This window comes from Lysinibacillus sp. GW821-FHT14F06 (assembly GCF_058803665.1).
Genome location: NZ_JBXAPF010000002.1, coordinates 1 through 19,368 on the forward strand (window position 1 = coordinate 1; position 19,368 = coordinate 19,368).

19 protein-coding genes, 1 pseudogene and 1 other annotated feature are annotated in these 19,368 nt (G+C 34.3%); of the genes and pseudogenes, 2 read left to right on the forward strand and 18 right to left on the reverse strand.

What is annotated here, in order from left to right:
* Positions 1–1,400 precede the first annotated feature (1,400 nt).
* The 11 genes from AC1RNS_RS02175 to AC1RNS_RS02225 all read right to left on the reverse strand — a co-directional run bounded on the left by AC1RNS_RS02175 (position 1,401) and on the right by AC1RNS_RS02225 (position 10,529).
* A complete protein-coding gene (locus AC1RNS_RS02175; protein WP_492990466.1) occupies positions 1,401–1,901 on the reverse strand; it encodes a hypothetical protein in 501 nt (166 codons plus the stop codon).
* A 235-nt stretch (positions 1,902–2,136) separates the two neighbouring features.
* Entirely contained in the window at positions 2,137–2,646 is a 510-nt protein-coding gene (locus AC1RNS_RS02180; RefSeq protein WP_492990467.1) for a MepB family protein, read from the reverse strand.
* Between the two features lie 347 nt (positions 2,647–2,993).
* Complete coding sequence (locus tag AC1RNS_RS02185; protein WP_492990469.1) at positions 2,994–3,131, reverse strand: hypothetical protein; 138 nt, start codon at positions 3,129–3,131, stop codon at positions 2,994–2,996.
* Between the two features lie 402 nt (positions 3,132–3,533).
* Entirely contained in the window at positions 3,534–4,814 is a 1,281-nt protein-coding gene (serS, locus tag AC1RNS_RS02190; RefSeq protein WP_492990470.1) for a serine--tRNA ligase, read from the reverse strand.
* A gap of 122 nt (positions 4,815–4,936) precedes the next feature.
* Positions 4,937–5,152: a binding site (T-box leader), on the reverse strand.
* Positions 5,153–5,383: 231 nt separating this feature from the next.
* Complete coding sequence (locus AC1RNS_RS02195) at positions 5,384–5,629, reverse strand: VOC family protein (RefSeq protein WP_492990472.1); 246 nt, start codon at positions 5,627–5,629, stop codon at positions 5,384–5,386.
* Between the two features lie 39 nt (positions 5,630–5,668).
* Positions 5,669–6,604 (reverse strand): YolC/YozM family protein, encoded by a 936-nt coding sequence (locus AC1RNS_RS02200; protein ID WP_492990473.1) that lies wholly within the window; start codon positions 6,602–6,604, stop codon positions 5,669–5,671.
* Positions 6,605–6,807: 203 nt separating this feature from the next.
* Positions 6,808–7,071, reverse strand: coding sequence for a hypothetical protein (locus AC1RNS_RS02205; RefSeq protein WP_492990474.1), 264 nt, complete (start codon positions 7,069–7,071; stop codon positions 6,808–6,810).
* Between the two features lie 154 nt (positions 7,072–7,225).
* Complete coding sequence (locus AC1RNS_RS02210; RefSeq protein ID WP_492990475.1) at positions 7,226–7,681, reverse strand: hypothetical protein; 456 nt, start codon at positions 7,679–7,681, stop codon at positions 7,226–7,228.
* 446 nt (positions 7,682–8,127) lie between these two features.
* Positions 8,128–8,649, reverse strand: a complete 522-nt coding sequence (locus tag AC1RNS_RS02215) for a GrpB family protein (RefSeq protein WP_492990476.1) — start codon at positions 8,647–8,649, stop codon at positions 8,128–8,130.
* A 256-nt stretch (positions 8,650–8,905) separates the two neighbouring features.
* Positions 8,906–10,159: an MFS transporter gene (locus tag AC1RNS_RS02220; protein WP_492990477.1), complete on the reverse strand. Its 1,254-nt coding sequence runs from the start codon at positions 10,157–10,159 to the stop codon at positions 8,906–8,908.
* Positions 10,160–10,331: 172 nt separating this feature from the next.
* Positions 10,332–10,529: a hypothetical protein gene (locus AC1RNS_RS02225; protein WP_492990479.1), complete on the reverse strand. Its 198-nt coding sequence runs from the start codon at positions 10,527–10,529 to the stop codon at positions 10,332–10,334.
* 259 nt (positions 10,530–10,788) lie between these two features.
* Here AC1RNS_RS02225 and AC1RNS_RS02230 point away from each other — a divergent pair, with 259 nt between their 5' ends.
* On the forward strand, positions 10,789–11,652 hold the full coding sequence (locus AC1RNS_RS02230) for an IS110 family RNA-guided transposase (RefSeq protein ID WP_492990480.1): 864 nt from the start codon (positions 10,789–10,791) through the stop codon (positions 11,650–11,652).
* Positions 11,653–12,173: 521 nt separating this feature from the next.
* The gene (locus tag AC1RNS_RS02235) at positions 12,174–14,102 is read left to right on the forward strand and encodes a sigma-70 family RNA polymerase sigma factor (RefSeq protein ID WP_492990482.1); all 1,929 of its coding nucleotides are present in this window, start codon (positions 12,174–12,176) and stop codon (positions 14,100–14,102) included.
* Between the two features lie 671 nt (positions 14,103–14,773).
* Here the strand turns inward: AC1RNS_RS02235 and AC1RNS_RS02240 are convergent.
* The 7 genes and pseudogenes from AC1RNS_RS02240 to AC1RNS_RS02270 form a co-directional block, all read right to left on the reverse strand.
* The gene (locus AC1RNS_RS02240) at positions 14,774–15,679 is read right to left on the reverse strand and encodes an NAD(P)/FAD-dependent oxidoreductase (RefSeq protein WP_492990483.1); all 906 of its coding nucleotides are present in this window, start codon (positions 15,677–15,679) and stop codon (positions 14,774–14,776) included.
* Between the two features lie 159 nt (positions 15,680–15,838).
* Entirely contained in the window at positions 15,839–16,003 is a 165-nt protein-coding gene (locus AC1RNS_RS02245; protein WP_492990484.1) for a group II intron maturase-specific domain-containing protein, read from the reverse strand.
* A 284-nt stretch (positions 16,004–16,287) separates the two neighbouring features.
* Positions 16,288–16,440, reverse strand: a complete 153-nt coding sequence (locus AC1RNS_RS02250) for a YpzG family protein (RefSeq protein ID WP_283868410.1) — start codon at positions 16,438–16,440, stop codon at positions 16,288–16,290.
* 69 nt (positions 16,441–16,509) lie between these two features.
* Entirely contained in the window at positions 16,510–16,926 is a 417-nt protein-coding gene (locus AC1RNS_RS02255) for a DNA polymerase beta superfamily protein (protein ID WP_492990486.1), read from the reverse strand.
* 94 nt (positions 16,927–17,020) lie between these two features.
* A complete protein-coding gene (locus tag AC1RNS_RS02260) occupies positions 17,021–17,980 on the reverse strand; it encodes an ETX/MTX2 family pore-forming toxin (RefSeq protein ID WP_492990488.1) in 960 nt (319 codons plus the stop codon).
* A gap of 186 nt (positions 17,981–18,166) precedes the next feature.
* Positions 18,167–18,874 (reverse strand): annotated as a pseudogene (locus AC1RNS_RS02265) (ISL3 family transposase).
* A 52-nt stretch (positions 18,875–18,926) separates the two neighbouring features.
* Positions 18,927–19,274: a hypothetical protein gene (locus AC1RNS_RS02270; RefSeq protein ID WP_492990490.1), complete on the reverse strand. Its 348-nt coding sequence runs from the start codon at positions 19,272–19,274 to the stop codon at positions 18,927–18,929.
* Positions 19,275–19,368: the final 94 nt, after the last annotated feature.

Here is a 19,368-nt window from a genome sequence, read left to right on the forward strand (position 1 = left end):
GCTGGGGGTTTTTTCTTGTCCATAGCTAGAAGCTCTTTAGAACCCCTCGCATAGCAAGGGGTTTTCAAAAGATACAACAAAAAAGCCCAGAATAAATTCTGGACTTGATGACACTTACTTTTCTAGCATGATTAAAAATGACGGGCCTTTGCTTCACTTCTCAAGATACGATTGTGGAGAGTAATCTCCGTTAATCATGAAAAAAAGTACCGAGGAGATTACTGGGATAGTTAATTTCCCTATCAATAAGAGGTCACTACCACAGAGCCTTCCCCTTTTTTTTATTACCTATATGTGACTTGAACAAGAGAATCGCTTATTGGTGTAGCATAGTTACTATAATAAGAATTAATAACCTGGCCAATAGGGTTTTTCGTTACATTATAGTATCGAGAGAGAAAATCAGAATAAACCCCTAACCAACTTTGCTTATTAGCATTTGCAGGAATGTTCGCAATCGCACCTACAGTTCTGGCATCATTTATTGATATAATAGTATTTTTCCATTGAATAGAACCTTTTACACTAAAAGTATCAGTAAAGAATTGTAGAAGAGCATGGTGGAATTTATAATCAATGGATTCAAGATAATCAGTATATCGTAAGTATACTTTTATTCAATGTATATGAAAAAGGAGATGAATGTAACAGCTAAAATAGAATCAACAGAAACTGTTTGAATCGAATGAACACTTTTCGCCAAAAATTCGCCAAATCTTATAAACTAGAAATATTCTGTTTATAGGAGGCTGTATCAATGGAGGAGAAGCTAGTGTTATATATTGAGATTCACCCATTAAAAAAGCGAGGTTTAAGGATCGCACAAATTGCAAAACATTTAAATATTGCAAGTAATACAGTTTGAACTACTTCCCGTCAAGTAGATAGCGTAAATAAAAAGAACGGAATCAGAGTATACAAAAATTACTGTGAAAAATATTCCTTTCTAGTTATGATAAACCGGAGTTTTCGTACACCATCATTTCAATAAATGTAAAGAGTTCCACTGTTTTTTTATTAAGATAAGCTTCTGATGTAGCTCATGAATAAAGATGAAAAATAAGTAATATTTCACAAAAATGTTATTCAATAAAATAGCCCTTTAGCAGAAGAAGGTACAATCCCTTTTCAAGAATAAAAGGCCCTGTAATTGAAGTATAGGAACAATAAAAAATGCAGTTTTAAAGCGTCAATATACAGGTTTTTATTCAGATAACACACTCTGCATAATCTTGAAAAGTACTATCGTAGCACTGTTTATATATTTGCTTAAAAAGATGTATAAACAATATTCAAAGTAAAATCCAATAAATGTTGGTTTAACAGCATTTCTTAGATTTCGCGCTTTCTCCAAACTTGTATTTGGGAACGTTATTTTGAATATGATTTTATGAAGATAATCACTCATAAAATTTATTATAAAGATTTGAGAATTTCTCTTTTAAATGGCTTATAAATTGTACATCATCAGATATAATATCAACTACATCAGTACTAATATACACCAATCGGTCTTTAAGATAGAAAGCCAAGTATGCTGCACGTCGGCCTTTATAAATAGATAAAGCATATTTTTGAACTTGAGTTATATCTATATTTTTAACGATTGCATAGACGTTACAATCCTCTTCATTCTCTTCAACTATTTCTTCCCAATTTCGAATAAAAATAGATTTTCTTACGGCTGTTTTAGTATAGATATATTTATTAGATATTATATTGGCAACTAAATAAACCATATCAACAGTATCAACTTTTTTAAAAATGTAGTCTAATATACTTTTTAATTCTACGTATGAAATTTCAGATAATCCAAAGCGAATTCTATTGTTTGAATTTACTTGAAAAAAAGGTGTTAGTTCATCGTTAAAATCGACACCTAATTCAGTTAGAGTTATCACTAAATTTCCCTCCCTCCCTTTCTATTAAAATTTATTTATTATATCAGAGTTGGATAGTTCCCAAACCGTCGTTTGGTAAACATTTCTTATAAGTTTGTTATTCCACAATCTGCCCTTTTATGGAAAAAGACGCATTCTTTATTAAAGAACTGTGCCCAATTGTGGAATAAACTACTGTATATGCCCTCGAAATGTACAGTAAATATTTGAATGACACAGTTAAAGATATCTAATTTTAGAAGGAGTATAATTTTAATAGCTCAAGTATTGATAAACTAGTAGCAGCTTCCATTTTAACAAAATATGGTGATTGCCACTTTTTAGTTGCTATTGCTTGTTTGCTTGTGGGAGTATCCCAACTAGGATAAACTCTAATAGCCATTTTCCCCTTTGTATTAGCAGTTTTAAGGATGTTTTGTTTTAAAAGAACTTCTTTTGGAAAAACAAATTGGCCAAAATCACCAGTATTATTAAAAGTGTTTATTACTAGTAAATCAGTGGCATTATCGTATGAGAATGCTTGATTTTTATTAGCTTCATCCTTTTCCCAAAAGGAAACAAATTGTCCTACCTTGTTAGGTGTTATTTTTGCGACTCTAAATCTAACAGATATAGAATTTAACTGAAATACCCCAGCCCCGTAATCTGAATTTTGGGATTCCTCTCGGATGTTTTTTATAGTTAAATGATTCGGTTCATAAAGTAATTCATTTACAAATGTCAACGTTTTATTAAATTCATTCATAGTCTTACTCCTTATCTTATACTACGAATACCAATATATCATCTTCGGACTTGTTACCATAATTGCTTTTTAAAAACTTTAGCTTTATTTTATTAGACTCTTCATTTTGATTTAATGCACAATTAAGTAAGAAATACCACATAACTAAAGAAGACACAATTCCATGTACAAGAATTGTGCCCAATTATAGAATAACAACTTACAATGTTTTCGAATTGTTCATTAGTACTCCATTAGTTGTTAATGCCACTCAAACATAATTAAAAACTAAAAAGAGCCATCACAATAATTAACAAAGATCCTATTATAAGAAACATTCCCCAACCATCTTTTCCTTTCATTTTATATTATTCAATTCCCATAATTGCAAAGAGAATTCCAAGCAATAAAGATGATATTGGACCATATGAAAAATCCTTTGTCATTAATCCGTACATTGAAATCGCTACTACAATTAAAGCAAGCATTACTATAATAATTTTCAACTTAGTTCTCCCTCAATTTTAAGACAGACTTTAGTTTTAGTTCATTATTTCATAACTTTTTATATTTTAACATAAATCCCCAATTATGAAATGTATTATTATGTCACAATCTGTCCCTTTCCATGAATAAAGGGCTTTCCTTATTACAGAAAAGCGCTCGATTGCAGAATAGTGGAAAATGCGAAAGAGCTGCAAAATGTCATTTCTAAATTTTTTCTAATGCACCCCATCCTTGATTATAGTAACATCTTTTTTGTCGCTAAATTTCCTTTAAGAAATAAAGGATTTTTTTCAATTCCACGGGGTTTACACCACCTGATACTATTAAAAGCATCTGTAAATCGATAAAAAGGCAATACAATTACCTGTTAAAGGATATCTAAAATTGCTTTTACTCGTTATTTATTTTGGCGTAATTATTTCTTTACCACCCATGTATGGTCTTAAAACTTCAGGAATTACTACGCTTCCATCAGCTTGTTGATAGTTTTCTAGGATAGCGGCAACTGTACGACCAATGGCAAGACCTGAACCGTTTAATGTATGAACAAATTCTGGTTTTGCATTTTGCTCACGACGGAAGCGGATATTCGCTCGTCGTGCTTGGAAATCCTCAAAGTTAGAGCAAGAAGAAATTTCACGGTACATGTTTTGTGCAGGAATCCAAACTTCTAAATCATATTTCTTCGCTGCAGTAAAACCTAAATCAGCTGTACACATTTTTAGCTTACGATATGGTAAGCCTAGTAATTGCAATACTTTTTCCGCATGATTTGTTAATAGCTCTAATTGTTCGTATGATTCCTCTGGTTTTACAAAGCGAACTAGTTCTACTTTGTTGAACTGATGTTGACGGATTAAACCACGTGTATCACGACCCGCAGAGCCTGCTTCTGAACGGAAGCACGCACTATAGGAAGCAAAGCCTTGTGGTAAAGCCTCAGCCAGTAAAATTTCATCACGATAGAAGTTTGTTACAGGTACTTCTGCCGTTGGAATCATGAAATAATCTGTTTCCTCTAATTTAAATACATCTTCTTCAAATTTAGGAAGATTTCCAGTACCCGTCAAGCTATTACGATTAACAATGACAGGTGGTAGCATTTCCTCATAACCATGCTCCTCTGCATGTAAATCCATCATAAATGTCATTAATGCACGTTCTAAACGAGCTCCAAGCCCGCGGTAGAATAAGAAACGGCTACCTGTTACTTTTGTACCTCGTTCAAAGTCAACAATCTTCAAATCTGTAGCAAGATCCCAGTGTGCTTTAATGTCAAAATCAAATGTTGGCATTTCACCCCAAGTATATTCTTCTACATTGTCGTCTTCTGTTGTCCCTACTGGTACAGATTTGTGTGGAACGTTTGGCAAGCGCATCATCATATCTTTAAAGCGCTCTTCAACATCATTTAGTTGAACATCTAGCTCTTTAATTTCATCGCCTATTTGACGCATACGAGCAATAACTTCATCTGCATTTTCCTTGTTGCGTTTCATAATTGAAATTTGTTCAGATACTTTATTTCGTTCTGCTTTTAATTCTTCTGTTTTAGCAATTAACTCACGACGCTTTGTATCTAAATCCTCAAAGTCATCTAAGTTGCCTAAATCTTCATTACGTGTTAATAGCATTTCTTTAATTTCCGCGAAATTATCGCGTACGCGTTTAATATCTAACATAGTCATACCTCCAGTAGTTTAATGACACTGCATCCATTAAGTCTTGGTGTAATTGCGTTGCAAGCTAAACTCGAATAGCTCTGCTTTGAATCAAAATAAACACAAAAAAGCCCCCATCCCTAAAAAGGGACGAGAGCTACCCGCGTTGCCACCCTAATTGATTAGGCATATACCTAATCCACTTATTTCATAACGGCATTTTAGCCGGCTACAGCCTACTTACATTACTTCGACTGTGCAACTTCAGGACGGATTCACAAGTGCTTCTATCAGCTTCCACCAAACGCTGACTCTCTAAAAAAAACGTGCTTGCTACTACTTCCCATCATCGTGTTCAGTTATTTACATTTTAACCATACTGTACTATATGAAAACAGATTTCGCAAGTCATACCATAGGATACAAAATATTCTAGAATTCTTGAATCACGGTTAATTCCGGATGAAATGCACAACCCAATAAATGACTATTTCGCGTTAAGATAATTTCCCCCTCATTTTCAACATTTTACCGACTGCTTTAATATGAGAAGCCCGAACGATCTACAAAATCCAATTAATTAATAGTCCTTAAATTTCTTTGTTATCACGTAATTCAATGATTGTTCCTTCAGGTGCATTAATCTTACACAAATAACCATTCTCTACACGATAAATGACCTCACCATTTTTTAAAATAAAACAGTACTTCAATTCTGCTAATCGTTCAACCTCTTGTTGAAGATTCTCTACCCATAAATTGAAATGAACAAGCCCTTCACTATTTGAATTGGCAGGTTTATTTATGTATACGCTATAAATCTTTGTTGCACTCAATCCCCTGTTAAAAAATTAACTTTGTTAAAGTCTTTCTAATTAGTTCAATGGAACATCAGATCTACTGACAAAAACATCCCCTTTAAAAATCCGTCCATCAGATGTTGTGACCACTATTGCATGGTCACCAGAAGAAGCAGCTGATTGGACCCATGTAGTAGAACCATTAGCCACTAAATTATAAGTTTGCGTGTGACTACTCTGTTGAATTTGCACGGTTACTTTTGTCCCTGTATTGTTTGTAACATGAAATTTATAGTCCTTCGAATCTGATGGTTGCGCCCAAGACATTTTATAGATACCATTTCCTTTAAAAATATCTGTATCAGAAATAATTAAATGGTTTTCTGTTCCTTGAATATCTTCAACAACATCACTGATTAAGGCATCTGATTCAATAGTACTTTCATCAACATTCTCTATCACCTGGATTTCATAGGAAATATCTTTGTTTGGTAGTTCGGCGCTCTTGGAAGCTAATACATCTTCTAGCTCCTTTTTCATGTTTTCGCTAGATTGTTCACTGGACTTAGGAATTGATATTTTTAGTATCGGTGTAGGTTCCATTGAAGGGTGGTAAAGGTCCACATCGTGATAATTTTTTTCTTGTAAATAATCAGATACAATACCTGAAACCTCCATCATAAAACTCTCTGTCTCAACTTCATGTAAACTTCTTTTAGTAATTTCAATGTTGTATTGGTTCAAATCTGTTTTATTTACATTTTCCTCTAAATACTTTATCAATTGTAATTCACTTTTAGTTTCATCCATTTCAATTAAAATTGTTGAATCTGGGGTTACTTGAAAACTAAATAAACCAAATTCATCCCACGTATTATCAAGCACAGATGCAATACGGTTCCATTGTTTCTCAACATTATTAATAGAGAAACTATCATTTTTGTCGATGTTTATATTAATTACTAAGACGACTACAACAATTATTATGAAAACAGAAATAAAATTTCTCACTACATTTCCTCCCTTCCGAATCTATTTTACCAAATTAATCCATATTTTATTGAACTATTTGGATTACGTTAGTTGAATATAAAACGTCCTCAAAGCATGGTTTGGGGACATACTGATCACTAGCAACCAAAATAACCCCTAATTCAATGAATGGGGGGTTATTCCTTAACTTCATTTGGGTTATTTTGATTTAATTTGTATAATTAATTCATTTCTTTAGTTAAAAATCTCTCTCCAAAAGTTGTCAGTCTGACTTTAGTTAGATCAACAGAGTGAACCCTTTCATCGTTATATGTATCATCATCACCAAACCAATAAATTGAAACATCGGCAATATACGTTCTATCATGCATATATTCAATAAGATCTGCCCACATGTCTAAGTTTAAATTGTAATCTGTATGAACAGGTATATTTCCATTTTTGATTTCATTTAAGATATTAAGTATTATTTCTTTGTTTTCCAATTAACAACACCACCTTCTAAATACTTAATGAATTCCAGTCTATAGTATATATAACCTTCCCAAAACAGTGTTTGGTAACGATTTTTGCTTAATGATTGTTAATCAGGATAAACTCTTATCGCTTTCTGCTCAAAGTAAAATTAGTTTTTGATTTTCATATCCCACAATGATATATATAATAATTGCCCTCAGACAGTTGTTTGGATATAGAACTGAATTTATCAAATTTCGCTATCGTATAGTCTCTATCGAAACGCACTAATTCATCCTCGGAGTAATTATGGTAATAAATCATTTTTAGGATTTCTTTTGGACCATTTTTTAATAAATCACTCCAAGCAGTAAAAATAGAAATAAGGGAAGTAGCCGAATGCTCATCAAATAGGGTGACGCCAATGTTATTAAAGCCTATGTGTTTAGGCATTCCAGGCAAGCAAGGGTTCCTGCATGGAATCCATGTAAGTGAATCATAGATATATTCAACTATGTTATCTTCAAGTCCAATGTAATCAACAATTAAATCTTTGTAATGCTCTTTATCTCTCCAAAAATATTCGAAAAAATCTTCATCTTGTGTTTCGGTCTTTTTTATTAAATAAAAATCATGCATAAATACCCTCCATACGAATTAAAACCATTTAATGTATTAATAACCATCTTATTCATATAATGTTCATTCATTTGTTTTAAATATTTATCTTCGCTTTAATAAAGTATTCTGCTTCGTTATTTGAATTAAATAAAGCCTCCAAACCATCGTTTGGTAACAAATCTTAAAAATTTGTTATTCTTATTCAATAATATGGCCCTTTCCATGAATAAAGACACTTTCCTTATTACGGAAAAGTGCCCGTTAGTCATCCATGAAGCGCAAAAATCAGCACTACACTACAGAAAATGGAAGATGATTAAGTTCTTTCATGGGAGTTCAATAAAGAAAAAAGAGTTGCTTACGCAATTCAATGTTCTTCAAGAAAAGCACCCTTTAATTTAAGTACATCATTTCACAATTCTCTCGTTTATTGAATAATTATATATTCAAACTTAGAATAAATTTTAGACATTTCTATCAACATTGGTTTTCAATTGCCTGAATTCAGAAGTCTGTATTATCTTGCTGAAGAAATCATTTTTCGCTTCTCTATAAGCTTCCATGTCTTTTCCTTCAAACTCCCTTTTCAAATTATCATACTCTATTTTAAATAGTTCATTTTGCAGTAAAACATCTCGAAACTTCCAGAAGAAATCAAATTCTGAGCCTATAACAGTAAGTTGTATACCTAAAGGTGGAATATTCGCATCATCTTTAAATGCCCTAAACTCATTTGTTTTTATACTTCCATCGTTGGATTCATATACGGTAGAGAGTGTTTCAACAGCTTGATTAAATTGGAATTCAGAAACACGAACCTGTATATCTAAATCTCCCTTAGTAAGACTATTTGGTATAGCAGTACTACCAACGTGTTGTATATCTGCACCCGGAATAAGTCTTTGGATGATGTCTCTTTGAGAAGTGAAAGTTTTCTCTACATCACGTTCAAACCTTTTTTGATTATAAAAGCTTACTCGTTCCATCTAATCTCCCCCTTTTCCTCATTATATAAATGCATGGATAGCAAGCTCTTATTTTAGAAAGTTCCTTTGATTTTTGATAACGTTATTAGAATTCATTTGCAATAAGTATATAGTTTTGCTCAAAACATTATAGAAAAAGGAACGTGTTTGGGGTCTTTAAATACATACATTTCAACGTGGACTCCTCTTGTATTTACTAATAACTTTAACGGTAGAACAATGAAGTATAATTCCTTACCTTTATTAAATCCATCATTCAGCTACTTTTGGATGCTGCATAAATTGGACTGATTTTATCCATTGCTACTCCTTGTTTTTTATATTTAAAAATAAACAAGCCATTGACTAATAAAACCAATGATCCAAATGCCAAGGCTACCATAGAGTTCCATTCAGAAATCAAACCAGATAGTATAGTCGCTAACATTGCTGCAATTCCACCTAAAACGTATATGGAACTTCGAACCCTGGCGATCAAATGGTCTGGAGTAATGCCCTGTTGAACAGTTATCTGAACAACAAATGCCATAGAAAGTGCCCCATCAAAGATTATCATTCCGAAACACATGACGATAAATGAATTTGATATCAATAATAAGATTCCAAATGAAGATATGATCATTAAAGTACTGAGAAAGTATAACCAGTTTGTATTTTTAAATTTGTTCATTATAAGTACGCCAACGACATTGCCTATACCAGCACAAGATAACAGTATTCCAATATACTCTTCTGAAAAATGGAGAGTATACTTAGAATGAATGATAACACTAAGCACAATAAAACTGGTTGAAAATCCGAGTACCAAAGCCGAAATCGTCGATACAATTTGAGCTCCATTAGCATAGAGGTACTTTACACCTTCTTGGGAATCCCGAATGAAACTCTTCAGTTTCTGTTTTCCCTTCATGGGCTTATCATCCGTTTCCTCACTTATATTTCGGTATTTTATGAGTGTAATAAATAACATTGAAATAAGTAATAAACTACCACAAATAGTTAAGGTAATGTTCGGGCCATATTTCGCAAGTATAATTCCACCTAAGGCTGGACCAATTAAGGTTACAATCGCATCAGCAGCTTCTAATGAATTATTAGCACTTAATAAACGTTGCCTCCCAACAATTTTAGGTACCATAGCTGAAAGGGCAATATTTAACATCAATCCCACTAAACCCATGAAAAATAATATTGGCCCAATAACAAAAAGGCTCGTTATATCGATTGTTACTAAATATGCCAATAGAAACAATAATATAGCATATATTAAATTACAGATTGAAGAAATCAAAACAAGGTTCTTTTTCTCAATCCAAGTACCTATTGGAATAGAAAAAAACACGGAACTAATTCTCTGAAATAAAAGCACTAATGAAGTCATTAATGGCGATCCAGACAGACCCAATATGATAATAGGTATGATTAGTTCGCGAAAACGTTCACTTAGGATTTTAGATATATTATGACACCATAATTTACTAAAATCAGCATTAATCATTAAATTATTCAATTTGAACACCTCTATAAAATTTGATTAACCACCTTCCTCTTATTTAAAATCTGAGTAATCAATCTACTATACTCATAGCATCTCCTCCTTACAAAACTTCATATATATATTATTACATAGAATATTCCTTAGAATCGATAATACTATATATTTGGATTTATATTTCCCACTCTTATTCAACAAAATGACCCTTTAAAAGAAAAAGACGCGTTCCTAAATAAACGCGCCTGTTAGCCATCCATGTAGCGAATAGAAAAACCGTTTTAGTAGAAAATGTTTGAATCACTTTACCTTCTGATGTCATAATACATGCGGTAATCGAATCATTATGAATATCCATGCCACATGCAGGTTCAATGATGACTTCCATTAGAAATATCCTTTCTACGGCCAATCAAATTAGAGGCTGGTGCAGCAACCTGAGTAGGATGAATCTCCCATGAGTGCTTCCCTTGAGGGAGCGACAGTCAGTGATACACCGAGGGCTCAAGGCATCATAGTTTTTCTACCTTCCTCTCCCAGCCGTAGTATTCAATACCCGTTCTGAATACATTTTCATCTTCTATGGTGTAGCGCTGGTTTTTGAATTAATTGATTGGATTAAAGAACACGGTTATACGCACGTAGCTATGGAAGGTACAGATGTATTTTGGAAGCCTATTGTAAACATACTCGAGGCTGAGAGTATCGGATTTTTAGTTGTAAATGTCCAACATATCAAAGCAGTTCCTGGTCGTAAGACTGATGTTAAAGATGCGGAATGGATCGCCAAGTTACTTCGTCATGGATTACTCAAAGCTAGCTTCATTCCAGATCGCACCCAACGTGAATTGCGAGAATTAGTTCGGTATCGCCGGAGTATGATTGAAGAACGCGCGAGACAACATAACCGCATTCAAAAAGTACTCGAAGGTGCGAATATTAAACTTGGTTCTGTTGTATCAGATGTGATGGGTGTTTCCTCTTTTGATATGCTTCGTGCGATTGCCGAAGGTGAGGATGATCCAGAAAAGTTGGCTGGCTTCGCTAGACGGACGATGAAAAAGAAAAAAGCAGAGCTGGAACTCGCACTTCGTGGCTATGTTCAACCACATCAACGACTAATGATCAGAACCATTCTTACTCATATTGACTTTCTGACTGCACAAATTGAATTGTTAAATCAAGAAGTAGCTTGCCGACTTTCCACACACCAAGAAGATATCGAAAGATTGGATTCTATTCCTGGAATCGCCACTCGAATGGCAGAACAAATCCTAGCTGAAATCAGAACTGATGTAAACAAGCAATTTCCAAGTGCAGCACATCTCTGTTCTTGGGCAGGCCTAGTACCTGGACACAATGAAAGTGCAGGCAAAAGGAAATCCTCTCTACTATGGAGAAAGGCAATAAATATGAGCTGGAATATCCGTTGCTCATGCCATCTTACGCACTGCTTATTACCTTTTAACACGGAAAGAAATGTATGTAGACTTAAGCGAAGACTACTTTGATAAACAAAAAGAACAATCTATTATTCGATATTCTGTTAGGAGACTTGAAAGTTTGGGTTACTATGTGACCATCACTGAACTTGGTGCTTCCTAATACAATCTAAAATAAAATTTCTATTTAGGCGCTACCATTTTTTTGAATAAAGGTCACGTTTATTTTAGCATGGACTTTTTTAATGCCCGAGATTTTATTTTCATGGGAGTTTAAGTGCATTTATTCATAAACTTAAATGCTTTACTTAGCAGATTAGTTCAATTATTAAAGGAATGCTACCCCGTTAGCTGCAATAGAAAAAGCAATCTCTCATAATGAAAAATCGCTCGTATCTATTTTTTACTTTTTCACCGAGAATGCTGATTAGTCAAAATATTTTTTCAACATACATTCACCTTGATAAAGTGTCGTTTAGTCGTCCATTATTGCAATTCTCTACAAAATATAAGAAAAAACAAAAAAGTTTATTATTTAGTGAAACCTTTTCATCTAAAATGTTACTCTTACAATAATAGGAGGTATTTAAATGGAACAATTAGTAAGAGCAGCTATCGACGGTCAGCAAGCTGCATTTGAGCAGCTAGTAGAAGCTGAAAAGTCTAAGCTTCTCGCAAAAGCTTACTCCTATGTTGGTAACAGAGAAGACGCATCAGATATTGTACAAGAAACATTGCTGCAAGCTTTCAAATCAATGCATCAATTAAAAGAACCAAAATATTTCTCTACATGGCTGTTTAAGATTTTAATACGACAATGTTTTACTTTTCTACGACAAAAAAAGCGAATACTAGTAGTGGAAACCGAGCTTATACAGCAACAGCTAATTGAACAAGAACAATCAATGAACTACGAATTTGTCCATGAGGCATTGTCTTTACTTCGAAAAGATTATCAAACCGTATTTATATTATTTTATTTTTATGATTTTAAAGTACAAGAAATCGCCTATCTCCTAGATAAGCCAATCAATACGATCAAAATGTATTTACATCGTGGTCGTATCCAATTAAAAAAGCAACTAGAACAACGCATGAACAAGCCAATTAAACAGAAAGAAGTGATACATATGCTAAAGGAACAACTAGCGAAATTAGCGTTAAACTTTGTGTCAATTCCTGATAACTATCAATTACTAGTAGAGGATTATTCAAACGAACAAGCTACATTTATGTGGTCGACAGACGATTTAGAAGAAGGAATTGAAGTGTCGCTTGATCCGAACGGAAAATTATTAGATTTAACTAGGCCTCCTTCGACAACAGGTACACTTGTCACAACGCAGCAGCAGCAAGCCATTGCAGAACAATTTTTAACAGAGCAATACACTGAAGCATTAGATTATTTAACTGTGTCTACTATCATTGAAAAAGAGGATGAAACAAAATTTTTATATGAACAATTTGTGGGAGGCTATCCTCTTGCAAGCTACTACACAAAAATAATCGTTTCCAAGTACGGAGAAATCATTGATTTTAAGTACAATGGCTACACGAAAGCTCCACCAAAGTTCCCAACGCAGCTTGCTAGCAACGACAGGATTTTACAACAAGCATTTACAGCCCCATGGACTTTATCGATGAAGTATTTAGTTAGTGACAATTATTCTGTTGCACAGTCTGGTCTGTACCCGATTTACGAGAGTCCAATTGTATACCAGTCATTTAATGCAATTGATGGAAAAGCATTATTTGAAGAGGAAGTTGAGGAAGATGTAGCTTCCTTCACCAAATTTCCAAATGTACAACCACTCGAAAAGCAGAAGACACTTGAAAATATTATAGGTGTAACAGATTGTATGAAAAAGCTAAGGGAAGTCGAAATGGATGAAAATACACTCGGCATTGTATGGCGAAAAAAAGATTGGAAAGCTCCGAAAGATAAATCGATGGAAAATTTCCTGCTTGAACGTATGGAGGATACGGTGAAGGCGAAGGTTGATAAGCATTCAAGGAAATTAATGGAGTTCATATGGTTTAAAGAGCGTACAGGTGAACTGGATCTTTCGTTCGAAACTTGTCGCGATATTGCTTGTACATTTATTGCGACACATTTTAAAGAATATGTTCCTTATTTACAATTGCAAATCGAGAAACCATCCTTTAATGAAGTGAACCGTGCATTTTTCACTTTTCCGCTGCACGTAGCTCATGGCTTACAAATAAAGGGGGAACATTTTTACGTTGGCGTAAACAAAACGACGGGATTCATCGATACATTAGGGTCTCCTCGTATTGACCTAGAACTTCTTTACTCCTATGATTCTGCAACTATTCAACCTATAGAGAACGTAATACCTGCCTTAAAAGAGGCCGATGCCTTTTTACAATGGTCAAGACAGTATGATGAAAATAAAAACGATGAAGTATTACAATATCGATTGGGACAATCGGAAACAAAACAACGGATTGTTGGTATAGATGCAACAACAGGACAACTTATCGTCAGTAAACTTTAAATAAAGCGGAGTAAAATAGCCCCGAGAATATAAAACTTTTAAAAGCCTACAAATGAAACAAAGAGACCCATACCAAGTTATCTTTTCATACCAAATTTAATCTAATTTATATTGAGCTTAATGTTATCAAACTAAAAACTCTCCTATTCATTATATAGAGAAAACCACCTAAAAACTTATTACATCAATGTTCTAGGTGGTTCTTCTCATAAACCGCACTTGCTTATGATACGGCTCATCGAAACTAATATTAAACTGTATTAATTCTTATTCTTCGTCCATCTATCTCTGTTGTTAAATGATATAACAAACTCCTTATTGAACTAACCTACTCCGTTTGTTTAATACCAATCATCTCAAATATTCTCATTTTTAGGAATGTTGATCTTCAATAATCTGGCCCTTTAATGAAAAAAGCTCTTTCCTTATTCCAGGAAAGCGCCCGATTGTTGAATAAGTCTATAAACTAAGCTGTACCGTTAGTTCAATAACTTTTATGCTTTTAAACAACAAGAAAAAACGAATTCTAAAAGCAAAATCCGTTCTTCGTAAATTCTTATACTAACTCTAACACAATGTTTGGAGTATATGTGACTACACATTGGCGCTGATGTGTTTAATTATATTAGCTAAGCTCCTATTTAGTTGAAGCAGAAGGTGTTATGACGTAATCAAAAGCGTTCCATCGTTAGATCAGTATTTACTGAAACCGCAGCTTTATTACCTTTAGCAGCTGAAATCATTAAAGAGGATGGTTTAGATTTTTCTGTTTCCCCTGCGATATATATGTTTTTTTGGGTTGTTCTACCAACACCATCTGTTATAACTTTTCCATTTTCATGAATTTCACAGCCAAGCTTCTCAGCAAACTGATTTGGGCGATAATAAGATGGGGCAACAAATCCACTCGATCTTATAATTGTTGCTCCTGTTTCAAACTCTATTTTTTGTAAGTAACCGTCATTACCTATTAAGTCTTTTATCTTTTCGGATATAATTTTGATATTGTGTTTTTGTAACTCTATTTTACCTTCTTTAGATAATTGAACTCCATTCGTTAAGACAACCAAATCCTGCGACCAATTATAAATCAACTTAGTCAAATGCAGTACATGCTCTTTTTTTTCTGCAATAACCACTAATGGCTTATCTTTTTGCTCCCAGCCATCACAATACGGACAACTAAATAGACTTTTCCCATAAAACTTTCTTATACTTGGTATAGTAAATATTTCTTGAATACCGGTGGCGAGTATTATTCTTTCTGAAACAAATTCCTCACTAGTAGATGTTTTGACAGTAAATCGTTCATTACCTATATCCTTTATGATTTCAGTAACTGTTGCAGTAAAATATGATACGGACGGGTAATTCTCCAACTCTTTTAACGCTATTTCTTTAAACGCTTGTGGTTCTATCCCATCTCGAGTAATAAATCCATGTGACGCTTGTGTCACTCTATTCCTATTCGTTCTATTGTCAAATAATGCAATGTTTCTCCTAGCCCTTCCCAAAGTTAAGCTAGCACTTAGCCCAGAAGGACCTCCACCTATAATGATACAATCAAGGACATTCATTTTTTACCTCCGTATTGATTTTGTTTTATTTTGAATTGTTATTTGCAAAAGAGAACTACATTATTTCCCCCATCATGGATTTCCATTCTTTACAAACTAATATTATATGAAAAGAAGTGACGGTGTGTTTAGCAACATCAGGAGCCATTGCTTTTATATTTATTCCTCAATCTGAGCATCAATAGTATAGTGTGCAGGAACTATTTTTTTCATGAAAACGAATAACAATAAAGGTTTCCTCCAATTCTTCCAGAGACACATTCGCAACCTTCTTTTAAACCAACTGTCTAATTTATTGAATACTGAAGGGGTATCTGCGCGCATGCACTTTCACACCATCTATCCGTCTCATTTACTTGATATGACCTTCGACAGAAAGGACTTTGTGTTGTTAGACACACTCATCCAATCATACCTAGCCTTGTATGAGATTCGTGTTCCTTGGACCAGTGTTTTGCCTCCAGCTTCGTTGTCACGAACACCCTTTCTCTTGGCTAACCTCTACTTCTGTCTTTGGGCTTGCACCCTATAATACATACGCATGCCAGGCGCACATAAAAAGCCCAGAATAAATTCTGGGCTTGATGACACTTACTTTTCTAGCATGATTAAAACTGTCGGGCCTTTGCTTCACTTCTCAAGATACGGTTGTGGAGAGTAATCTCCGTTTCACCATTTACTTGAGATTTAGAATGCTTAATCCTTGACCAGTTGCGGTGGATTTTTTGAGATTTGGGGTCTAATTGTTCAAACCTACTCATTTTCCATCCTCCTCATCATTATAGATTTCATAAGTGAAATCCTATTTAGTATGACCTGCGAATTAAAAATTATTCTTTTTCCCACACTTCTTGCAATGTACATCTAAACAATTCATCTAATTTATGTGTAGGATCGTCCACTTTTACTGTAAGGTTTCTACAGTAAGTTTCAATATGCTTTATTTCTTTATCTAGATAGTCATGAATACTTTCAATTGATGGCTCTATATTTAGCTCTTCTCCTGCAATTTTCCTCTTTAAGAGTTGCTGAATATCCATTTTTAAAGGACCATTTGAGATTATTTCATTTAATAGTTCCTGAAAATCAATTGGTGGAAAATCTATCAGCTTCCTGGTGTTTTCCGTGGTCCATAAGCATGCTTCAGCTTTTGACCGGATTGGATGCTGCAGAAGGTACTTAATTTGATCGATGTGCTCATAAGGAACAAGTTTATCAGCTGATACCTGGTGTTTTTGGTGGTCCAAAGCAAACTTCAGGCATTGGCTGGATCGGATGCTGCAGAAGGTAACTGGCTTGATCGATACGATTTAAGAAACTGCTTTATTACAAATAAATTATTCACTCCTCTTCACTCATTGAATGTGCATTATGATCTACAGAGGCAAATCTTGAATATGGGGTAAATGAATCCGCTGGAATAAGAGCAGGCGTACCATCTCTCAGAATTGGCATAGAATAATATTTTCTCATTGGAACGGCAACAAGATTAGCAGTATCAGTAGATAATGGATATTCTTTGAATTCTACATAAGAATATAAGCTAACTGTATTTGAACTAATAGATGCGCCTTCTACATTTAATGAATAATTTTCTCCTACTCCTGTAAACACAGGAGAATACCCAGGCCAATTTGGATTATAAAGGACCGATGCCCTAGCTGATAAAGAAGAATTAGCTGAAGAATTTTGTTTTTTAAAATATATTTTGGATAAAGAATAAGGACTCCCTTTTGGGGAGACTCCAGTTCCAGCAATATTTGCAGATAAGGTCATAGGAACTGTAACAGGGCCTCCCATAATATACATTGTCGCGATAACTTTACTTCTAGCAGGAACTAGTACAGGTTGAGTATATTCCCATAATTCTTCATGACTACTTGTTGTAGTTTGAGTAGTACTATGATTATATTCCCCTGTTAAAGATACTTCTACAGTTTGTTCGATCTCTCCAGCCATTAAAAATCCTACTTTTATTTTACCTTTAGTAGTAGATTTAATACTTGTGCCAATCTTATATCCAGTTGTGGTACTTGTTGTAGTAGTCTCTGTACACTTTTGTGAAAATTTAAGAGTTTGGGATTGCTGTATACTTGTATCATTTGATAAAACTTGAACAGATGTTAATAATATTTGAGGATTAGATTTAAAATTAACTATATCTGGCACAGCATCTGCATTATTAATGTTATAACTATATAAACTAGGGTTTGTAAATGAATTAGCTTGTGCGTTTAATTCTCTAATAGCATACCATTTCAATTCTTCATAAGCTTTTTGCTCAATATCAACGATTGTCATAAATTTTCCACCTTTTTTTATGTTTTTTGAACCATCTATATTTTTGTTATAGAGAGAGGTTATGCATAAATCTTGTTGGGTATTACCGACCAAAATTCCTTTTTATTGGCTCTTCACCAAAAATCGTGGGTGACAAGATCAGCAACCTGTTTCTAAACGTAAACGAAGAAATAAACGGTCTTCATTTCAATAGCCAAAACCACGTCTTTTGATGAGTTTAATTTTATTATTTGTGCCTTCCATCATGCCATTTGATAGCGGTGAAATAATGGTATCTAGCAATGCTTTTTCACGTGTTATCAATGTTTTTGCGATTTTAGAAACGGCACCACAAAGATGAAATTGATACCGTTTAAACCATTCTGTTAATCGTCGTTTTGCTTATGTCATCGTTGTCGCTTTCAGTACATAACGCATATGATTCAATGCTTGATAAATGTATTTTGTAGGCAAATCTTCCTGGTGCCACTGTGCAACAAATCCACATTCTTCATCGGTTAATTGTTCCGATTTTCGTGCCAAACAACGGTCAATGAATCGCGATTTATGATGTTTTTTGGCTTCTCCTAAATACCGTCGTCTTCGCTGCTGGGCATCGGTGAAAAATTGCAAGAGATGAAAGCGATCCAGCACATGAATCGCAGTTGGATAAACGGCTTGTATCGCATTCGCCATCGCTGGAGCGAAATCACTGACCACCGTACGAATTGGACCTGTTACTTTCTGTAAAGTAGCAGTAATGGCGTCTTAATTTCGATGAGGAACAATCGCCAAAATACGACCCGTGTCGGCATTTAAAACACTGGTCGCATAATGATGTCCTTTGCGCAAAGCGAGCTCGTCTACACAGATAGTTGTGGCAATTTCTTCCGTTAATTCATTAGCTGCCAGCAAGTAATATCAACGCTCAACAGTCGTGTAGGGTAGTTCATATTCACGTGCTACATCAGATGGAGCGACCGTGGCAATGCCTTACAAGTTCTTTACGAAACATAGCCGAAGACACTTGTACAATTCCTAAACCGAAGTCATAGGTAAATGTGAGGTTGCAAGCAACACAACGATGACATGGAATCGCCATCTTAATCCAAATCAATCCGAGGTGCCAAGCATAGCCATGACGAAAACGACGTAATGTTTGTGCATGACGAATTGTTTTTCTCAGGCAAATAGGACATGACACTGAATAAGCACCTACTGTAACAGGAAATACATTTGGTTCTTCATCAGATGGAAAAGAAACTTCGAAAAAAGATGGTAACGGTAATAGCATTTTGATAAACTTGCAGTACAAAGCGAAAACTCCTCTCGTGGTTTGTTTAGGCAACAATTACGATACGTGAGTTTTCGCTTTTCTTCTATAAGGAAATGTAAAATTATTTAATTAA